The sequence below is a fragment of the Streptomyces sp. NPDC042201 genome (assembly GCF_055582185.1).
This window is the reverse complement of sequence record NZ_JBVJDS010000005.1, coordinates 167,831-185,790: the sequence shown is the minus strand read 5'-3', so window position 1 is coordinate 185,790 and position 17,960 is coordinate 167,831. Positions and strand designations below refer to the sequence as shown.

17 protein-coding genes are annotated in these 17,960 nt (G+C 71.5%); 7 read left to right on the top strand and 10 right to left on the bottom strand.

Going from position 1 to position 17,960, the window contains the following annotated elements:
- Positions 1 to 54 precede the first annotated feature (54 nt).
- Complete coding sequence (locus tag ACZ6MZ_RS14475) at positions 55 to 702, top strand: TetR/AcrR family transcriptional regulator (RefSeq protein WP_384178906.1); 648 nt, start codon at positions 55 to 57, stop codon at positions 700 to 702.
- Between the two features lie 115 nt (positions 703 to 817).
- Here the strand turns inward: ACZ6MZ_RS14475 and ACZ6MZ_RS14470 are convergent, their stop codons facing one another.
- On the bottom strand, positions 818 to 1,393 hold the full coding sequence (locus tag ACZ6MZ_RS14470; RefSeq protein ID WP_384178904.1) for a TetR/AcrR family transcriptional regulator: 576 nt from the start codon (positions 1,391 to 1,393) through the stop codon (positions 818 to 820).
- 68 nt (positions 1,394 to 1,461) lie between these two features.
- Between ACZ6MZ_RS14470 and ACZ6MZ_RS14465 the strand changes: the two genes are divergently transcribed.
- Positions 1,462 to 2,142 carry a pyridoxine/pyridoxamine 5'-phosphate oxidase gene (locus tag ACZ6MZ_RS14465; protein WP_469352008.1) on the top strand — a complete coding sequence of 227 codons (681 nt, stop codon included), beginning with the start codon at positions 1,462 to 1,464 and terminating at the stop codon, positions 2,140 to 2,142.
- A gap of 32 nt (positions 2,143 to 2,174) precedes the next feature.
- Complete coding sequence (locus ACZ6MZ_RS14460; protein ID WP_389785167.1) at positions 2,175 to 3,395, top strand: flavin-containing monooxygenase; 1,221 nt, start codon at positions 2,175 to 2,177, stop codon at positions 3,393 to 3,395.
- A 39-nt stretch (positions 3,396 to 3,434) separates the two neighbouring features.
- On the opposite strand, the gene ACZ6MZ_RS14455 is transcribed toward ACZ6MZ_RS14460, so the two are convergent.
- Positions 3,435 to 4,769 carry an MFS transporter gene (locus tag ACZ6MZ_RS14455; protein ID WP_469352006.1) on the bottom strand — a complete coding sequence of 445 codons (1,335 nt, stop codon included), beginning with the start codon at positions 4,767 to 4,769 and terminating at the stop codon, positions 3,435 to 3,437.
- 81 nt (positions 4,770 to 4,850) lie between these two features.
- Positions 4,851 to 6,092 (bottom strand): MFS transporter, encoded by a 1,242-nt coding sequence (locus ACZ6MZ_RS14450; RefSeq protein ID WP_469352004.1) that lies wholly within the window; start codon positions 6,090 to 6,092, stop codon positions 4,851 to 4,853.
- 262 nt (positions 6,093 to 6,354) lie between these two features.
- On the opposite strand from ACZ6MZ_RS14450, the gene ACZ6MZ_RS14445 reads away from it, so the two are divergent.
- A complete protein-coding gene (locus tag ACZ6MZ_RS14445; protein ID WP_389785160.1) occupies positions 6,355 to 7,395 on the top strand; it encodes a GlxA family transcriptional regulator in 1,041 nt (346 codons plus the stop codon).
- Positions 7,396 to 7,657: 262 nt separating this feature from the next.
- Here the strand turns inward: ACZ6MZ_RS14445 and ACZ6MZ_RS14440 are convergent, their stop codons facing one another.
- The 3 genes from ACZ6MZ_RS14440 to ACZ6MZ_RS14430 all read right to left on the bottom strand — a co-directional run bounded on the left by ACZ6MZ_RS14440 (position 7,658) and on the right by ACZ6MZ_RS14430 (position 9,572).
- Positions 7,658 to 8,131, bottom strand: coding sequence for an ATP-binding protein (locus ACZ6MZ_RS14440; RefSeq protein WP_384178892.1), 474 nt, complete (start codon positions 8,129 to 8,131; stop codon positions 7,658 to 7,660).
- 498 nt (positions 8,132 to 8,629) lie between these two features.
- A complete protein-coding gene (locus ACZ6MZ_RS14435; protein ID WP_384178890.1) occupies positions 8,630 to 9,142 on the bottom strand; it encodes an EF-hand domain-containing protein in 513 nt (170 codons plus the stop codon).
- 55 nt (positions 9,143 to 9,197) lie between these two features.
- Positions 9,198 to 9,572 (bottom strand): STAS domain-containing protein, encoded by a 375-nt coding sequence (locus ACZ6MZ_RS14430; RefSeq protein WP_389785154.1) that lies wholly within the window; start codon positions 9,570 to 9,572, stop codon positions 9,198 to 9,200.
- 278 nt (positions 9,573 to 9,850) lie between these two features.
- Here ACZ6MZ_RS14430 and ACZ6MZ_RS14425 point away from each other — a divergent pair, with 278 nt between their 5' ends.
- Positions 9,851 to 10,432, top strand: coding sequence for an RNA polymerase sigma factor (locus tag ACZ6MZ_RS14425; RefSeq protein ID WP_469352001.1), 582 nt, complete (start codon positions 9,851 to 9,853; stop codon positions 10,430 to 10,432).
- A 215-nt stretch (positions 10,433 to 10,647) separates the two neighbouring features.
- Positions 10,648 to 11,865, top strand: coding sequence for a maleylpyruvate isomerase N-terminal domain-containing protein (locus tag ACZ6MZ_RS14420; protein WP_469352000.1), 1,218 nt, complete (start codon positions 10,648 to 10,650; stop codon positions 11,863 to 11,865).
- Between the two features lie 52 nt (positions 11,866 to 11,917).
- Here ACZ6MZ_RS14420 and purU read toward each other — a convergent pair whose 3' ends face one another.
- Positions 11,918 to 12,814, bottom strand: a complete 897-nt coding sequence (gene purU / locus ACZ6MZ_RS14415; protein ID WP_469351998.1) for a formyltetrahydrofolate deformylase — start codon at positions 12,812 to 12,814, stop codon at positions 11,918 to 11,920.
- Positions 12,815 to 12,886: 72 nt separating this feature from the next.
- Complete coding sequence (locus ACZ6MZ_RS14410) at positions 12,887 to 13,333, bottom strand: SCO4402 family protein (RefSeq protein ID WP_469352351.1); 447 nt, start codon at positions 13,331 to 13,333, stop codon at positions 12,887 to 12,889.
- Positions 13,334 to 13,507: 174 nt separating this feature from the next.
- Between ACZ6MZ_RS14410 and ACZ6MZ_RS14405 the strand changes: the two genes are divergently transcribed.
- Positions 13,508 to 14,788, top strand: a complete 1,281-nt coding sequence (locus tag ACZ6MZ_RS14405) for an ABC transporter substrate-binding protein (protein ID WP_469351997.1) — start codon at positions 13,508 to 13,510, stop codon at positions 14,786 to 14,788.
- A gap of 44 nt (positions 14,789 to 14,832) precedes the next feature.
- Here ACZ6MZ_RS14405 and ACZ6MZ_RS14400 read toward each other — a convergent pair whose 3' ends face one another.
- Positions 14,833 to 16,008: a UDP-N-acetylglucosamine--N-acetylmuramyl-(pentapeptide) pyrophosphoryl-undecaprenol N-acetylglucosamine transferase gene (locus ACZ6MZ_RS14400; protein ID WP_469351996.1), complete on the bottom strand. Its 1,176-nt coding sequence runs from the start codon at positions 16,006 to 16,008 to the stop codon at positions 14,833 to 14,835.
- 60 nt (positions 16,009 to 16,068) lie between these two features.
- On the bottom strand, positions 16,069 to 17,757 hold the full coding sequence (locus ACZ6MZ_RS14395; RefSeq protein ID WP_389785141.1) for a hypothetical protein: 1,689 nt from the start codon (positions 17,755 to 17,757) through the stop codon (positions 16,069 to 16,071).
- Positions 17,758 to 17,960: the final 203 nt, after the last annotated feature.

The following is a 17,960-nucleotide window of genomic DNA, read 5'->3' as shown; positions in this document are numbered from 1 at the left end:
CCCATTTGCACTCGGCCAAATCGCGCTCCGATCACCCCTCGGTAAGCTGACGACATGACAGGACAAGTGCGCACCGTCGACGGCCGCGTGGCTGGTCGGCGCGGGCAGGCGACGCGGCAGAAGCTGCTCGACTGCCTCAGCGAGATGCTCAGCTCCTCGCCGTACCGGGACGTCAAGGTCATCGACGTGGCCCGGAAGGCAGGCACTTCACCCGCGACTTTCTACCAATACTTCCCGGACGTCGAGGGCGCTGTCCTCGAAATCGCCGAGGAAATGGCCAAGGAGGGCTCCGGGTTGACCGGACTGGTCTCCGGCCGTTCCTGGGTCGGCAAGGCCGGCTGGCAGACGTCGGAAGAACTGGTCGAGGGATTCCTCGACTTCTGGCGCAAGCACGACGCGATCCTCCGTGTGGTCGACCTGGGCGCGGCGGAGGGCGACAAGCGGTTCAACAAGATCCGCATGAAGATCCTCAACTCTGTCACCAACTCCCTCACGGAGTCGGTGAAGGAGCTCCAGTCCAGGGGCAAGGTCGACAAGGACGTCAGCCCGGCGGCCCTGGCGGGCTCGCTGGTCGTGATGCTCGCCTCGGTGGCCTCGCACCAGAAGAACTTCCAGAGCTGGGGCGTGAAGCAGGCCGAACTGAAGCCGAATCTGGCCCTGTTGGTCCATCTCGGCATCACCGGCAAGAAGCCCACGAAGTAGCCGCGCGAAGCGAGCCGGCGCACCGGCCGGCGGGCACGATACGGGCGTGCCCCTCTCCCCCGTCCTGTCACGCCGGCGGCGGATCACCCCGTTGATCCCTGTCGGCGCTCCCGTCTCACGAGGGCGGCAGCAGCCGCTCCACCAGCGCACCGATCAGCGCACCGGCCTCCTCGGCCGGGAAGACGCCCGGCAGCGTCAGCTGCTCCACCACCAGCCAGTTGGCAGCCAGATAGATCATCTTGACCGCATCGGCATCGCCGGGCAGACCGGCGTCGAGATGGTTGCGGACATTGGCCTCGACATCGTCGCGGACGCGCTCGGTGAGCACCGCGCGCAGGGCCGGACGGCGGGTGGCCTCCAGCCGCAGTTCGAGCAGGGCGAGATAGCCCGTACGGAACGCGGAGACGCGCTCCACCACCTCACGGACCATCACCAGGACCCGCTCACGCGTGGCCGGTCCTGCCGCCATGGCCGCCAGCGTCGCGTCGTCGGGACGCATGCGCTCATAGATCCGGCCACCCGCCTGGGTGAGCAGATCGTCGCGGTTGGCGAAGTAGTTGGACGCGGTGCCGTTGGGCACCCGCGCCTCGGCGTCCACGGCCCGGAAGGTCAGGCCCCGGGCACCCTCACGGGCGAGCACCTCGATGGCCGCGTCCACGAGCGCCGCACGCCGGGCCAGGTTCTGTCGCATGGAGCCTTCGTACCTTCCCTCTCGAAACCACTCCGAGTGTAGTGATACGAACGGGGTTGAATGACGGCATGAACGACGACCAGCAGGAGAGCCGGCAGGACGCCTTCCGTACGCTCTTGCACGCCCAGCGCGTCTGGGACGCCGAACTGCCCGCCTTCGATCCGGCGGCGGCGCCCGACGATCCGCTCCCGCTGTTCCACCGGTGGTTCACCGAGGCCGTGGCGGCCGGGCAGCCCGAGCCGCACACGATGACGCTCGCGACCGCCGACGAGCGGGGCCGGCCCGACCTGCGGATCCTGATCCTGCACGACGCGGACAGCCGCGGCTGGCACTTCGCCTCGCACGCGACCAGCCGCAAGGGCCGGCAGCTCGCCGCCCGCCCCGAGGCCGCGCTCGGCTTCTACTGGGCGGCGCAGGGCCGTGCGGTCCGGCTCCGGGGCCGGGTCCTGACCGCGACCGCGGCGGAGAGCAGCGCGGATCTGCATGTCCGCTCGACCGGCGCGCTGGCCTCCGCGCTGGTCGGCCGGCAGAGCGAAGTACTGGGCTCGGAGGCCGAGTTGGCCCGGGCGAGCCAGGCCGCGTGGGAGCGGGCCCAGCGCGAGCCCGACGCCGAGGCGGAGTCATGGACGGCGTACGTTCTCGTACCGGACGAGGTGGAGTTCTTCCAGGGCGACGCGCGCAGGCGCCATGGCCGGCTGCGCTATCGGCGCGAAGGGGATGCCTGGGCAAGGGAGTTGCTCTGGCCCTGATTCCGCCAGGGGCCGACCGGCCGGCCCCACCTGTGATCGATTCGCAACCGATTCCGGGCTCGCCCGAGACCCAACCAAGCATGAGCCGACTACGCTCAGCTTTCATGCCCGACAACTTCGACCTCACCCACGAGCGCCCCGTGTACGTCATCGGCGGTGGCCCCGGTGGGCTCGCCGTCGCCGCCGCGCTGCGCGAGCAGGGCGTACGGGCCGTCGTGCTGGAGAAGTCCGACGCGGTCGGGGCCTCCTGGCGCCGCCACTACGACCGGCTGCGCCTCCACACCACCCGTCGCAAGTCCGCCCTGCCCGGTCTCACGATTCCGCGGTCCTTCGGGCGCTGGGTGGCCCGTGACCATGTGGTCCGCTATCTGGAGACGTACGCGGACCACCACGAGCTGGAGATCGTGACCGGCGTGGAGGTCACCGGGGTCGAGCGCTCCCCCGACGGCGCCGGCTGGCTGCTGCGCGCGACGGGCGGCCGGGAACTGACCGGGCGCGCGGTCGTGGTGGCCACCGGCTACAACCACACGCCGCGGGTGCCGTCCTGGCCCGGCCGGGAGTCGTACGGCGGTGAACTGCTGCACGCGGGCGAGTACCGCAACGCCCAGCCGTACGCCGGCAAGGACGTACTGGTCGTAGGGGTGGGCAACACGGGCGCGGAGATCGCCGTCGATCTCGTCGAGGGCGGCGCCGCGCGGGTACGCCTCGCCGTCCGGACCGTCCCGCACATCGTGCGGCGCTCCACGGCGGGCTGGCCCGCGCAGTCGACCGCCATCCTGGTCCGCAGGCTGCCGACCCGGCTCGTGGACCGGGCGGCCGCCCTGCTGTGCCGGATCTCCATGCCCGACCTGTCGGCCAAGGGCCTGCCGCGCCCGGACACGGGCCTCTACACCCGGGTGCGCGAGGGCGCGATCCCGGTGCAGGACGTGGGCCTGACCAAGGCGGTACGCAAGGGCCTGATCGAGCCGGTGGCGGCGGTCGAGTCCTTCGAGGAGGACAAGGTCGTCCTGACGGACGGCTCGCGGATCGCCCCCGACGTGGTCATCGCGGCGACCGGCTACCACCGGGCCCTGGAGGGCCTGGTGGGCGACCTCGGCGTACTGGACGACCGTGGCCGCCCGCTGGCCCACGGCCGCCGCTCCCCGAAAGAGGCGCCCGGCCTGTACTTCACGGGCTTCACCAACCCGATCAGCGGCATGTTCCGCGAAATGGCGATCGACGCCCGCCGGATCGCGAAGGCGCTGGCCCGCTAGGTCGTGTCGTTAGGTCCTGTCCGCCGGGCGGCCCGGTCTTCAGGCGGCTGTCGCCGGCTTCGGCGTCGGCGTGCGCCTGATCACCAGAGCCATCAGCGCCGCCGCCGCGCACAGTGCGCCCGAGGCGTACCAGACCACGTCGTACGAGCCGAAGACGTCCCGCGCCAGGCCGCCCGCGAAGGCGACGACCGCCGCGCCGACCTGGTGGGAGGCGAGGACCCAGCCGAAGACGATCGCGCTGTCCTCGCCGTAGTGCTCGCGGCACAGGGCGATCGTCGGCGGGACCGTGGCGACCCAGTCCAGGCCGTAGAAGATGATGAAGAAGAGCATCGGCGGGTGCACGGACGGCGCCAGCAGCATCGGCAGGAACAGCAACGAGACGCCGCGCAGCGCGTAGTAGACCGCCAGCAGGCGTCGCGCCTCGAAGCGGTCGGTGAACCAGCCGGAGGCGATCGTGCCGACCACGTCGAAGACACCGATCACCGCGAGGAGTGACGCGGCCGCCGTGATCGGCATGCCGTTGTCATGCGCGGCCGGTACGAAGTGGGTCTTGACCAGGCCGTTCGTCGAGGCCCCACAGATCGCGAAGGTGCCGGCCAGCAGCCAGAAGGGGCCGGTACGGGCCGCCGACACGAGCACCGAGACCGCCCGCCGCGCCGCCCCGGTCACCGGCGCGGGCTTGGGCAGGAACTCCTCGGCGCCGTACGCCGGCAGGCCCACGTCCGCCGGGTGGTCCCGCAGCAGCAGCCAGACGAACGGGACCACCGCGAGCGCGGACAGCGAGACCGTGATGGCGGCCGGGCGCCAGCCGTGGTTCTCCACCAGCCAGGACAGCAGGGGCAGGAACACCAGCTGACCGGAGGCGCCCGCCGCGGTGAGAATGCCGGTGACCAGACCGCGCCGGGCCACGAACCAGCGGTTGGTCACCGTCGCGGCGAAGGCCAGCGCCATCGAACCGCTGCCGAGTCCGACCAGAACGCCCCAGTACAGCACCATCTGCCAGGGCTCGGTCATCGTTACCGTCAGCACGGACCCGGCCGCGATGACGGTGAGCGCGACGGCGACGACCCGGCGGATGCCGAAACGGTCCATCAGCGCCGCGGCGAACGGCGCGGTCAGCCCGTACAGCGCGAGATTGACCGAGACCGCGAAGCCGATCGTGCCGCGTGACCAGTCGAACTCCTCGTGCAGCGGCTCGATCAGCAGACCGGGGAGCGAGGCGAAGGCCGCCGCGCCGATGATCGTCACGAAGGTGACGACGGCGACGTACCACGCCCGGTGGATACGCCGCCGGCGGCCGGGAGCAGAAGCCGGCCCGGGAGCCGGGGTGCCGTCCGCGGGAAGTTCCGTTGTCTGTGTCACGTCAGACAGCATCGACGGGCGGAGCGGTCCTTACGAGTGGCCCGAGGGACAGCGTTCGCTACGATCGGGCCATGCCCCCGGGGTCGCGCCACGTCACCGCACGCGCTTCAGCCCCCGTATCGCCGGCACCGCGAACAGCACGCCGCACACCGCCACATTGATCACCGCCCCCGCGACGAGCACCTCCCGCAGCCCCACCGCCTCCGCGACAGGACCCGCCAGCGCCCGGCCCACCGCGAGCATGATCAGCGACCCCGCCACGTCGTACGCGTGCAGCCGGTTGAGCGCCTCGTTCGGGATCTGCGTCTGGACTGTCGTCGACCACATGACCAGCCAGAACGCCAGCGACACACCCCCGGTGAAGAAGCCCGCGGCGAGCAGCGGCACGGGTACGTCGTACGCCAGGACCAGCACGTTCGCTATCACCCCGAACAGCGCGAACGTCCCCGCGAAGAGCGGTCTGCCGGGCCGCAGCCGCATCGCCAGCAGCCCGCCCACCGCGTTGCCCGCGCCATTGACGGTCATCATCAGCCCGAACATCGCCGAGCTGTGCCGCTCGGTGACGACGACCGCCTCCAGCGGCGTGATCGGGCCGAGCACCGTGATGCCGTACACCGACCAGACCGCGATGACCCCCCACAGCCAGGGCCGCGCCCGGAACTCCCGCCAGCCGCCGATCAGTTCGTGGAGCATCGACTCCCCGGTCACCGGGGCGACGGAGGGCATCCGGATCAGGAAGAGACAGAGCCCGCTGACCGCGAAGGTCGCCGCGTTGACCCCGAAGATCAGGCCGGGACCGCCGAATCCGGCGAGCGCGCCCGCGATGGCAGGCCCCGCCATCGCCGTCAGCGACTCGGCGACCCGCAGCACCGCGTTGCCCCGCTGCACATCGGGCGCCATCAGCGGCAGCATGCTGGCCACCCCCGGCTGGAAGATCGCGGCGCCCAGGCCGCTGAGCGCGCTGAGCGCGTACACCAGCCACAGCGTCGGGGGTCCGGTGGCGAAGGCGGCGGCCAGCACGGCGGTGCCGACCAGCCGCACGCCGTCCGCCAGGACCATCATCCGGCGCGGGGTGAAGCGGTCGGCCAGTACGCCCCCGACGATCACGAACCCGGCGAAGCACACCATCCACGCGCCGAGCGCGAAGCTGACGGACGAGGCGCCGTACCCGGCGTCGAGCAGCCCCGCGGCGAGGGCGACCGGCACCATCCCGTCGCCGAAGCGCGCGACCGTACGGGCGAGGAAGAAGAGCCGGAAGTTACGGTTCCAGAGGGTCGGACCCGCCGCGCCGGACGGAGGGCGGGAAGTCGGTCCGGGAATGGCCTGAGCCGCCACGCGCTTGTGTGTCACAGAGGCAACAGATATCAAGTGCCGCGACCGGGAATGTTTGCCCGTCGAGGAGCGGCGTCCGGTGCGTGCGATCGCAAGGCGGCCGGAGGCCCTTGTAGCGGAGCTACTCGGGTCTTTGGCCAACGCGGCGAGCGTGCGTGCTGGGCGTCGCGACAGGGCAAACATTTCCGGGAGGGGCACTGGTGGTCTGGACCACCAGGGGGCGTCCGGAGAACGGACCTCGGGACAGGGGACAGGGGAGCACACCATGCCGGACCGCCGTCCGCACCGCGTCGTCGTACTCGCCCTCGAAGGGCTGCTCCCCTTCGAACTGGGCATCCCGCAGCGGATCTTCGGTCTCGCCCGGGGCGCCGCGGGCGTGCCGCTGTACGAGATCGTGACCTGCTCGGTGCGGCCGCCGGGACCGGTGCGTACCGACGCGGACTTCTCGATCCTCGTCGAGAACGGCCCCGAGGCGCTCGCCACCGCCGACACCCTCGTCGTACCCGCCTCGTACGAACTCGGGCCGGTCTACGACGAGGGCGTGCTCACCGAGGAACTCGCCGCCGCCTTCGCCCACCTGCGTCCCGGCACCCGTGTCGTCTCGATCTGCACCGGCAGCTTCGTCGTCGCCGCCGCCGGTTTCCTGGACGGCCGCGCCGCCACCACCCACTGGGCCTCCGCCGCCCACTTCCAGCGGCTGTTCCCGCGCGTCAAGGTCGACGCCGACGTGCTGTTCATCGACGACGGGGACGTGCTGACCTCGGCCGGGGTGGCCGCCGGAATCGATCTGTGTCTGCACATCGTGCGGCGCGACCACGGCACGGCGGTCGCCAACGATGTCGCGCGGCGTACGGTCGTCCCGCCGCACCGGGACGGCGGCCAGGCGCAGTACATCCAGCGCCCGTTCCCCGAACCACAGCTCGCGACCACCGCCGCCGCCAGGAGCTGGGCGCTCGCGCGGCTCCACGAGCCGATCCAACTGCGCGACCTGGCGGAGCGTGAGTCCATGTCCGTACGGACGTTCACGCGGCGCTTCCGCGAGGAGGCAGGGATCAGCCCCGGGCAGTGGCTGACGCAGCAGCGGATCGAACGGGCCAGGCAGCTGCTGGAGTCGACGGATCTGTCGGTCGACCAGGTAGCGCGGGACGCCGGGTTCGGTACGGCGCAGTCGATGCGCCAGCGTCTCCAGTCGGCGCTGGGCGTCCCGCCGACGGTCTACCGGCGTACGTTCCGTGCCGGGGGCGGGGCCGTATCCGGGGTCGGGGCCGTTTCCGCAGCCGGGGGCATGGCCGGATCGGGGAGCTAGCGGGCCGGCGGGCCCGGCGGGCCGAAAGCCGGATGGCGGCGAAGCCGCGCGCGCCCCCGAGCACGGCGCGACGTCCACCACCCGGCTGACCACGGCGCACAGGCCCTGCTCCCCACTGCCCCGGAGGAGCTGACGCCGAGCCACGACCCGCATGCGCCACGGTCCGACCCACGGAACCCCTGGCGTCCCCTCGCTACGAATCGCTCATCCCAGGGTGATCAGGCCGGGGTGCCCCGTCAACAGCGACGCGGGACGCGCGGCATCACGCCGGACGCGGGACGACGCACGACGGCTCATAGGTGGCCGGTTCGTACGCGCCCGCTGCGACCCCCGGCGCACGTCTGTCGACCTCGCACCAGATGCGTTTGCCCGCGCCCTCCGGTTGCCACCCCCACCGGTCGGCGAGTCCGTCGACCAGTTCCAGGCCGCGGCCGTTGGTGTCCTCGCCGTCCGCATGGCGCGGCCGCGGTGGAGCTGCGCTTGTGTCGGCGACCTCGACCCGTACGGTGCCGGCCTCGGCCGCCCCCGAGCCGAAGAGCATCCGCAGCACGGCCGGACACCCCGTGTGCACCACGGCATTGGTCACCAGCTCGGAGATGAGCAGGATCAGCGTCTCCGCCACCGGCTCGTCATCTTCTATACCCGAACCCGCAAGCCGGGAACGGGCCCATCGACGGGCACGTCCCACCTCCGCGGGATCGGGCCCGACCTCCAACTGAACCTGAAGCACCTGCACCGCTCACACCATCCGAACCGGCGGACACATCGCCTCGCGCCTCGACAAGGTCCTCAACAGGGTCACTGAACGTGACTTCCTTGCGAGACAGCATGGTTGACGTACAGTCACCGCAACAAGCGCTTCGGGCATATTCCAGCGCGAAGGAGTACGCGTGGTGCATACTGTGCGACGCACGTCGCGGGGAGTCGAACATGGGCGCTTTGAGCGCCTCTGTACCGCGCGAGCGGCGCACATTCGGGGCCCCGGCGCCGCCGTACCGGCAACACCGCGACCCTCGCGCCCCAGAACCTCTCGCACCCGACGGAGCGTACCGGAGCTCACTCACGACTCCGCCCTGTGACGGCCCGCCGTAAGGACACAACCCGGTATCGGCCTCGATACCGCTCCTTCACCACGCACGGTGACGCAGCAGAGCGCTGAGGCCAGAGCTTCGCGAGCGGGGCCGGGTCGCCTCACCGGCCCCGGGCGCGACAGACCTCTCCGACCTGGCAGGGCCTACGGCTCCGGCGTGACGTAGTACGCGGCGAAGTTGGTCAGGATCTCTTCCTCGTGGATCCTGCCGTCGCCGTCCGCGTCCAGCGCCGCGGCCGCCCGCGCCGCCGCCTCCGGACCGACACCCAGCACACGCAGCGCGCGTTCGGCCGCCGCGGGCGTCACACCGCCACCGTCCCCATCGGCGACGGCAATCGCCGCGTGCAGGAACGGACGGGCGATCTCCGCGAACCGCTGGGGGTTGTCACGCAGCCGCTTCACCGCGCCCGTGACGAATTCCTGCCTGCTGACCCGCTGGTCGCCGTCCACATCCGCGATCCCGGCCATGCCCTGCCAGAATGCCTCGGCCCCGCTGTAGAGCGCCTGCCCCTTGTCGGAACGGGCGGTCGTACCGAACTCGGCGAGAAGTGCCGCCGCGGCTCCGCTGAAGTCCTCACGGTCGATATAGCCGCTGCCGTCCTGGTCGAAGGCTGCGAACCGGGAGGCGATCTTGCCCTCGTACTCTGCGCTGTCCATGCCCGGAGCGTACGACGACAGGAGGCCGCCGTGTGCTCCGTTGCCGGGAGTTCGATTACGCGGAGAGCGGCTGCGCCTCTTCGTCGACGGCCGTGGGCACATCCGGGTAGACCTCGAAGAGCCGGCGCACGCCGAGAGCACCGAGGACCCGGTTGACGTGCGAGCCGTCCTGCGAGCCGCGGGCGGGCAGGATGAGATGGAGTCTGCCCCGGCAGGAATGAAGCAGCCGACGGGACGCGATCAGTACGCCGACCCCGCTGGAGTCGCAGAAGAACACCCGGGAGAGGTCGAGCACCAGTTCGTGACGGCCGGCGGCGACAGCGTCGTGGACCCGCTGCCGGACCTCGGGTGAGGTCATCAGGTCCAGCTCACCGGTGATGTGCAGCACGGTCCACGGGCCCTGCTCGGACTCGTCCACTGTGAGCGTCACGCGCCTGGACCTTTCCTCGTGGCCTCGTGGATCCGGGTGCCCTGATGGATCCGGAAGTTGTCCTTCCTTATCGCCGCCTCTGCCCCGGCGCTCACCCGTGAAACACAATGTGAGCAGGCTGGCAGATTCCTTACCCTGCCCGGCGGGGGTGGGGGCGCATTTGACGCAAAGGGGCGTGCGTTGTCGGCGCGGCCCACTACATTCGAGGGAACGGCGGGCTCAGAGATGATGGTGGCGAGGAGCGGACAGGCAGCCAGAAGGACAGGGTTGGGGGTCGCATGGTGAAGGACACACCGCCCCGCTGGGACCGCACCATGCAGCAGCGGCTCGCGCGGGGCGAGGCGGCCGCGCTCGGAGAGCTGTACGACCGGTTCGCGCCACTGGTGCACAGCCTGGCCCACCGCGTGCTCGACGACGACGCGGCCGCGGATCGCGTCACCCGTGATGTCTTCGGCCAGGTCTGGGAGAACCCGGGGACATATGACCCCAAACAGGGCTCGATGAGATCCTGGGTGGCGAAGCTCACACGCCTGCTGGCGGTGGAGCGGCTCCGGCAGACGGAGGCGGAGGCGTACGAAGCGAGCGGGGAGGGCACGGCGGAGGAGCTGGAGCAGAAGATCCGTCAGGCCTCGGCGGCGGCTCGCGCGGACTACATCGTGAGATCGATGCCGACGCCGCTGTGGGACGCGCTGGAGCTGGCGTACTTCCAGCGCAGGGACTACCGCCAGACGGCCGCCGACCTCGGCGTCACGGAGGACGAGGCGCGACGCCGGCTCCGAGTGGGTCTGCAACTCCTCGCCACGGCCAACTCCCGGGCACTGGACGGCTCCTCACCCCCGGAGAACGGACGCTCCCGGTGACCGGCCCCGTGGACGACGATCCCCACGACGGCCCCGAAGACGGCCCGGACGACAGCTCTGGCGAGGGCCCTGGTGACCGTCCTCGAAACGGTCCTCACAGCGGTCCTCACGGCGGTCCTCACGGCGGTCCTCACAGCGGTCCTCACAGCGGCTCCGGACCGGGTGATTCCGGGTTGTTCCCCCACATACCGGGGCCGAGGTCCGCTCCGGACGACATGACCACGCGCCCGCGCCGCGCGCCCGGGATCCCGGCGCAGGCGATGGAGGTGGCGGCAGCCGCCGGGCCCGACGCCACGGCCGGGCACCGCGCGGCCCGCGCGGCGGGGGCGCTGACGCACACCGTTCTCAAGTCCCTGCTGGGCGCCTGGGCGCTCGCCGCGTGTTCGGCCGAGGAGACCGCGCTCGTCGAGGAGCACCTCACCGAGTGCGCTCCCTGCGCCGGGGAAGCCCTGCGACTGCGCGACGCCGTCGGGCTGCTGCACGCCGACCGGAGTCTGGATCTCGATCCGAAGCTGCGCTCGCGCGTGCTGGAGAACTGTCTCGCCCGCCGGCCCGCCCGGATCCCCGTGCCCGGCTGGGCCGCTCCGTACGACGCCGAGGCCGCGCGCCTCGACGCGCTGCTGCGCGACATAGGCGACGCGGAGTGGCACGCGCCGGTACGGCTCAAGTGGTTCGAGGACGAGCGGACCGCCTCCCGCAAGACGACGGTCGCCGGGGTCATCGGGCATCTGATGAGCGTCGACGGCCTGGTCGCCACCGCCCTCGGACTCGACGACCCGCTCGGCTCCGCCGCCACTGCCGCGCCCCTCTCGCTCACCGACCGTACCGAGAGCCTCTGGGGTGCGGCGGCGTCCCCGCCCACCCGGGCCGTCCACGAGCCGTGGCGCGAGCAGAGCCACACCCTCATCCGCACGGTGTCCTACGCCGGCCGGAACACCGCAGGACTCTCCGTCTCGTACGGGGACTTCGCGCTGCCCCTGCGCGACGCGCTGCTCGACCGCGCCTTCGAGTGCTGGGTGCACGGCGCGGACATCGCGGAGGCGGTGGCCTATCCCTACGACCCGCCCAGCGGCGCCCATCTGCACCGGATGATCGACCTGGCGGCCCGGCTGCTCCCGGCCGTCCTCGCCGCCCGCCGGCAGGGCGGTCTGGCCTCCCCGCCGCAGGACCTGGTGGCGGCGGGCTCCCCCGGCAGATCCCTGCATCTGGAGGTCGAGGGCGCGGGCGGCGGCGACTGGTACATCGCGCTGGACTCACCCGCGGCGGTCGGCTCCCCCGAGCGTTCCGTGGCCCAGGTCGCCCTGGACGGCGTCGAGTTCTGCCAGCTGGTGGCCGGCCATGTCTCCCCGGAAGAAGCGGCGGCGGGCCAGGAGGGCGACCGCGAGGCGATCAGGGACGTCCTGTTCGCGGCGGCCGCGATGAGCCGCCTCTGAGCCTGAGCCCGAGCCGTACCCGCTCCGATCCCAGCGATCTGCTCCAGAAGGGTCAGCCGAAGACCACCGTGCGGTGCCCGTTGAGCAGGATCCGGTGCTCCGCGTGCCACTTCACCGCACGCGCCAGCGCCTGGCACTCCACGTCGCGGCCGATCGCCACCAGCTGCTCCGGCGTGACCTGGTGGCCGACGCGCTCGACCTCCTGCTCGATGATCGGCCCCTCGTCAAGGTCGGCCGTCACATAGTGCGCCGTCGCGCCGATCAGCTTCACCCCGCGCGCGTGCGCCTGGTGGTACGGCTTCGCGCCCTTGAAGCTCGGCAGGAAGGAGTGGTGGATATTGATGATCCGGCCGTTCAGCTGCTTGCACAGATCGTCCGAGATGACCTGCATGTAGCGGGCCAGCACCACCAGCTCGACCCGCTCCGCGCGGACCAGCTCCAGCAGCTCCGCCTCAGCGGCCGCCTTGGTGTCCCTGGTCACCGGGATGTGGTGGAAGGGGATGCCGTACGAGGCGGCCAGCTCGGCGAAGTCCGTGTGGTTCGAGACGACCGCCACGATCTCCACCGGCAGCGCGCCGGTACCGGCCCGGAAGAGCAGATCGTTCAGGCAGTGGCCGAACTTGCTGACCAGCAGGACGATCCGCATGCGCTCCTCCGCGCGGTGGATCTCCCACTCCATCCGGAAGGAGTCACCGATGGCGGCGAAGCTCGCCCGCAGCTTCTCCACGGTCACCGGAGCGTCCGCCGAGAAGTGCACCCGCATGAAGAAGAGACCCGTGTCGTGGTCCCCGAACTGCTGGCTGTCCTCGATATTGCAGCCGGTCATGAAGAGATAGCTCGACACGGCGTGCACGATGCCCTGTTTGTCCGGGCAGGACAGCGTCAGGACGTACTGGTCGGACGGGGCGGCGGCGGGCCGCCGCGAGGTCGGCTGCGGAGCGGTGCTCATGACCCCAGAGGATCCCACACCTGCCCCGCGCGGCCCGGAAACGGCCGGGCTCACGCCGACCGCGTCATGAGCTCACGCCGACCGCGTCATGATCCGCAGCGTATCCAGCGACGTCGGCACCACGTCCGGGTCGTCCCCGTCGCTCGCCGCCAGCCGTACGTGCGCCTCGCGGGCCGCACGTACCGCCTCCGGCCAGCCATGATGCTCCAGATAGGCCGAGACGGGGGCGTCCGCCCCGACCTGGTGCATGATGCGCAGCACCCGCAGCACGGCGAGGTCGACGAGGGCGGCCTCCCCGGAGTCACGGAAGATCGTGCCGACGTACTTCTCGGCGGACCAGTTGTCCAGCCAGGTGTCCTCGACCAGCCGGTACACGGCGTCGGTGACGTCGCCGTACCCCTCGCAGCCGGCCAGCCAGTACTCCTGGTGGAAGACGGGATCGGAAAGCATGTGCAGCGCCGAGCGCACATTGCTGCGCCAGCGCCACCACGGCATGTCATTGAGCGGCATGCCGCCCATGGTGGGGGAGCGACGGGCGCGACGGGAAGAGTTCTCGGAACCTTGCTGCACAGTCCTCGACTTTACGGTCCCCGCGGAGGCGACGGTCCGGGCCCCCGTAATTCACCTCCGCGTCACCCGCCGTTGAACCATGCTCACTCCCGCGTTACTCGGGAGCCGGAAGTCTTCAGGACTATGACCGTTCGGCGACGCTCCTCGTGCCCACGTCCTTTCCCGGCCGGTGCGATACGCGCCCTGTGTACGGCGGTGGCCGGAGCCTCGCTCCTCACCGGCTGCGGTGTCCTCCCCGGCACCACGGGGGGTTCCCGGGAACCGGTCACGGTCATGACCTGGGCACCGTCCGGCACCAATGCCACGAATCTGCCGGGCATGCCGGCCATGGCCAAGGCGTACGCCCGCTGGGTCAACGCGTCCGGCGGTATCGACGGCCACGAGCTGCGCGTCCTCACCTGCAACGAGCACAACGACACCGCGGGCGCCGCCACCTGCGCGCGCCGGGCGGTCAAGGAGAAGGCCGTCGCGGTCGTCGGCTCGTACAGCCAGCACAGCCGGGAGTTCATGGCGCCGCTGGAGGCCGCGTCCATCCCTTACCTGGGCGGGTACGGGATCACCGAGGAGGAGTTCAGCAGCTTCCTCTCCTACCCCGTCAACGGCGGCCAGGCGACGCTGCTGGCGGGCAACGGCCGGCAGCTGGCACGCGGCTGCGAGCGGACCGCGCTGGTACGGCCCGACACAATCACCGGCGACGATCTTCCCGGGCTGCTCAACTCCGGCCTGAGGCAAGGCCGTCGCGGTCCCGCCGCCGACCTCCGCGCGGCGGAGGACGCGACCGACTACACCGGTGCGGCCGAGCAGGCGCGCGAGCGCGCGCAGGACGGCGGCTGCGTCACCGCGGTGCTCGGCGACCGCACGGAGACCTTCTTCGACTCCTTCCGCCGGGTTCCGGACGACAGCCGGGAGATCAGGGTCTCCTCGGTACTCGGCAGCGTCGGCCAGTCGCTCGTCGACCGTACGGGCGGCAAGAGCGGTCCCTTCGAGGGCGCGTACCTCACCGGCTGGTATCCGGTGGCGAGCGATCCGGCCTGGAAGCCGATGCGGAACGTGATCGAGAAGCACGCCTTCGGGGATGACGACATCGACCCGGCCAACCCCGGGGTGCAGACCACCTGGATCGCGTACACCGCCCTCAAGAAGGTCGTGGAGTCGATCAACGACAGCGTGATCACGCCGGGGAAGATCATGGACGCGCTCGACCGCGGTGTACGGGTGGACACCGGCGGCCTCACACCGCCACTGCGCTGGCGCTACGAAGACATGCTGGGAGCACCGGGCTTCCCGCGCATCGTCAACGCGGACGTGACCTTCCAAGTGGTGCGCGCGGGACGACTCGTGGCGGACAAGAAGGGATTCGTCGACGTGGGCGAAACCCTGGGCGACACCACACACACGCCGTAACCGACCGCAGCGCCCCCGGCGTCCCCGGGCCTCCCCCGCGCCGGTCAGCCGGACGCGGCGGACAGGATCACGTCCACGAGCCTGTCCGCCGCGTCCGGCCTGCCGTGCGCGCGGGACTGCTTCGCCATGGCATCCCGTCGGGCGGGGTCCGTGAGGAGCGGGCCCACCGCGGCGCGCAGGCTCGCCGCGGTGACCTCGCCGAGCAGGGCTACCGCGGCGCCGGCGTCTTCCAGATGACGGGCGTTGTGCGCCTGCTCGTTCCCGGCCGAGGAGGCGAGCGGGATGAACACCGCGGGCTTGCCGAGGGCGGTGAGCTCGGCGAGCGTGCCCGCGCCGCTCCGGGAGACCACGACATCGGCCAGGGCCAGGACGTCGGGGAGCTCCGGGCCGACGAACCCGGTCAGGTAATACCGGCCCGCCAACTCCGCTGACAGCGAAGCCGCGTGCCGGCGCAGGGCTTCGACATTGGCCGGCCCACACTGGTGGATCACGTTCGCGTGGCCCAGCAGCCACGGCAGCGCGTCACGAACGACGTCGTTGATCTGCTGGGAGCCCTGGGCGCCGCCGGTGACGTACACGGTCGGGAGGTGCCGGTCGAAGCCGCGCAACGCCAGCGCCTCGACCGCCTTGTCCGCGTGCCCGGCCAGTACCTCGGGGCGGATCGGATTGCCGGTGACGACTGCCGCACCCCGCACCGACTCCGGCAGGAGCGCCAGCGACGACTCCGACGACACCGCGATCCTCGTCGCCGAGCTCGCCAACTTCCGGTTGGCCAGGCCCAGACGCACGGTCTGCTCGTGAAGGACCAGCGGGCGGCGGCACATACGGGCGGCCAGCCCCGCGGGGACAGCGACGTACCCGCCGGTGGCGAGAACGACGTCCGGCCGGAAATCGGCAACGATCTTCCGAGCCTGCGCCACACCGAGCGGCACCCGGGCCATGTCCCGCACATTGGCCGGACTCACCATCTTGAGAGGATTGCTGGACCGGCGGATCTTGCCCGTGGCGACCGTGGTGAACGGGATGCCCTCGGCCGGGGCAACCCGCGCCTCCAAGCCTTCCGCCGTGCCGATCCACAGCACATCGAGCGTTCCGCCCTCGGCCGCCAGTCGGGACTGCAACGTCCGGATCGCGGTCAGGGCGGGATAGGTGTGCCCGCCCGTACCTCCCCCCGTGACGATCAGACGGAAGGTACGCGGGAGACGGGATGCACTAGTCACCCGGCGCACCCTACTGGCCGCCCTGACTCGGGAGGTGCGCTTCCGATCTTCAGCAGCCTTCTAGAGCTGTGTCGGCGCCCGCTTTGTGAGGCCGTACTTCGTCGCGATGCCGTTCCAGAGTCCCGAGGCCTTGTTCTTCGCCGCTGTGGCCTCGCCGCTTGCCCGGTCGCCCTGGGCGGACTGCTGGGTCCTGCGTGCCTGGCCGTCCTTGCAGCCCTTCTTGCCCTTGACCTGATTGGCCCACTGGGCGTAGCGGTCGTCCGCCGTGGCGGATGCCTGCCAGGCCTCGGTGAGGGAGGACGCCAGCTCGCCGTTGTTCGGCAGCTTGTCGATCGACAGGTCCTTCAGCCGGGTCACCAGGCCGCGGCGCTGCTCGGCGGCGGCGTGCAGATCGGTTGCCGCCTGGTCGAGGTTCTCGCAGGACTTGATGCTGTTGACCGCGCTGATCACGGACGCGCGGCTGTCGTTGCTGTCCGCGAGCAGCTTGTCGAGCGATTCGGCCTGCGGCTTCGCCGGGTCGGGGGCGGTCTGCGTGGCGGGTTCTGTGGCGGGTGAACTCGCCGACGCGACGGGCTGCTTGCTGTCGTCCTGCGGGTTGTCGTCCCCGCCGCTCATCAGCGCGCCCGCGCCCAGGCCGAGGACGGCGCAGCCGACGACGACGCCCGCGATCAGCGGGGTGCGCGACGACTTGCGGCGGCCCGCGCCGCGGCCCTGCGGCTCCTGCGCCGCCCGTCCCTGGGGGTCGTACGAGCCGCGCTGCTGCTGGCCGCCGTACGGAGCCGGCTGCTGCTGACCGTACGGGGCGGCCTGCGGCCGGCCGTGCGGCTGGGGGCGGCGGCCCGCGTCGAACGCGGGCATCTGCTGCGTCGAGTCCGCGCCCTGCCCGCCGGCGGGTCCGTCCGTACGGAAGAGGTTGTCGAACTCCGGCGGCGGCTGACGGTCGCCGGGGGCGCCGGGCCGGATGCCGTACGGAGCGCCCGGGGGCGCCGCCGGGATGTCGTGTGCGGGTACGGGCGCGATGTACTGCGTGGCGTCCGCGTCCCCGCCCTGCGGGGCCGGCAGGGTCGGCGGCAGGAACTGGGTGGCCTCGGCGGCGCTCTCGGGCGGCAGCATGCCGGGACCGGGTCCGTGACCGGGGCCGGGGCCCTGCGGGACCGGAGCGATGAACTGCGTGGCGTCAGCGTCGCCCATGGCGGGCACGGGCGGCAGATACTGCGTGGCGTCCGCGCTCCCCGGCAGCGGCGGCTGCGCGGGCAGCGGCAGCGGCTGTCCCTGCGCGTACTGCTGCGGATCCTGCTGGTACGGCTGGCCCTGCGGCAGCTCGTGGTATGGCTGGCCCTGCGGCAGCTGGTGCCCCGGCTGGTACGACCGGCCCTGCGGCGGCTCGTATCCCTGGACCGGCGGCAGCGGAGCACCGTACGAGGCACCCTCAGGCGGCCCGTACGACTGGGCACCCTCAGGCGGCCCGTACGACTGAGAGCCCTCCGGCGGTCCGTACGACTGGGCGCCCTCCTGGGAGCCGTACGGCTGCGGCGCGGCGTCCGGCGCCTGGCCGTACCCGGGCTGCTCCTGGCGGCCGTCCTGCGGGCCCCAGGGCTGCCCCCACGGCTGCCCGCCCGCCGGAGCGGGCTGCTCCGCGGGCGTGCCGGGGATCCAGGGCTCACTGCCGTCGCCGGGCAGCACGACGCCTTCGTGCGCGGGCCGAGCGGCGTGGTCGTGCCGCTCATCCCCTTGTCCGCTGTGCGTCACCGGGACTCCTACGTGTGGAACGTGTGGACCTACGGAACCGTCGGCTCACGCTACCGGGTGAATCGAGACCTCTGCCATCCGCCTCGATCCAGTAACAGCCTGCCCCCTCAAGGCGCTGTTATCGGAGCTGAATCCGCCCGTCCCCACCCGTACTTGATCACGATCACACGGTCACCGCGATGCCCCCGTGCCGCCCCCACATC

Excerpts from the sequence above, each read along its gene's own strand:
- ACZ6MZ_RS14475 (WP_384178906.1), top strand. The coding sequence starts at position 55 with ATGACAGGACAAGTGCGCACCGTCGACGGCCGCGTGGCTGGTCGGCGC.
- purU (WP_469351998.1), bottom strand. The coding sequence starts at position 12,814 with ATGAGCACCGCTCCGCAGCCGACCTCGCGGCGGCCCGCCGCCGCCCCG.
- ACZ6MZ_RS14470 (WP_384178904.1), bottom strand. The coding sequence starts at position 1,393 with ATGCGACAGAACCTGGCCCGGCGTGCGGCGCTCGTGGACGCGGCCATC.
- ACZ6MZ_RS14435 (WP_384178890.1), bottom strand. The coding sequence starts at position 9,142 with ATGGACAGCGCAGAGTACGAGGGCAAGATCGCCTCCCGGTTCGCAGCC.
- ACZ6MZ_RS14425 (WP_469352001.1), top strand. The coding sequence starts at position 9,851 with ATGGTGAAGGACACACCGCCCCGCTGGGACCGCACCATGCAGCAGCGG.
- ACZ6MZ_RS14465 (WP_469352008.1), top strand. The coding sequence starts at position 1,462 with ATGAACGACGACCAGCAGGAGAGCCGGCAGGACGCCTTCCGTACGCTC.
- ACZ6MZ_RS14455 (WP_469352006.1), bottom strand. The coding sequence starts at position 4,769 with ATGCTGTCTGACGTGACACAGACAACGGAACTTCCCGCGGACGGCACC.
- ACZ6MZ_RS14405 (WP_469351997.1), top strand. The coding sequence starts at position 13,508 with ATGACCGTTCGGCGACGCTCCTCGTGCCCACGTCCTTTCCCGGCCGGT.
- ACZ6MZ_RS14445 (WP_389785160.1), top strand. The coding sequence starts at position 6,355 with ATGCCGGACCGCCGTCCGCACCGCGTCGTCGTACTCGCCCTCGAAGGG.
- ACZ6MZ_RS14410 (WP_469352351.1), bottom strand. The coding sequence starts at position 13,333 with ATGGGCGGCATGCCGCTCAATGACATGCCGTGGTGGCGCTGGCGCAGC.
- ACZ6MZ_RS14420 (WP_469352000.1), top strand. The coding sequence starts at position 10,648 with ATGACCACGCGCCCGCGCCGCGCGCCCGGGATCCCGGCGCAGGCGATG.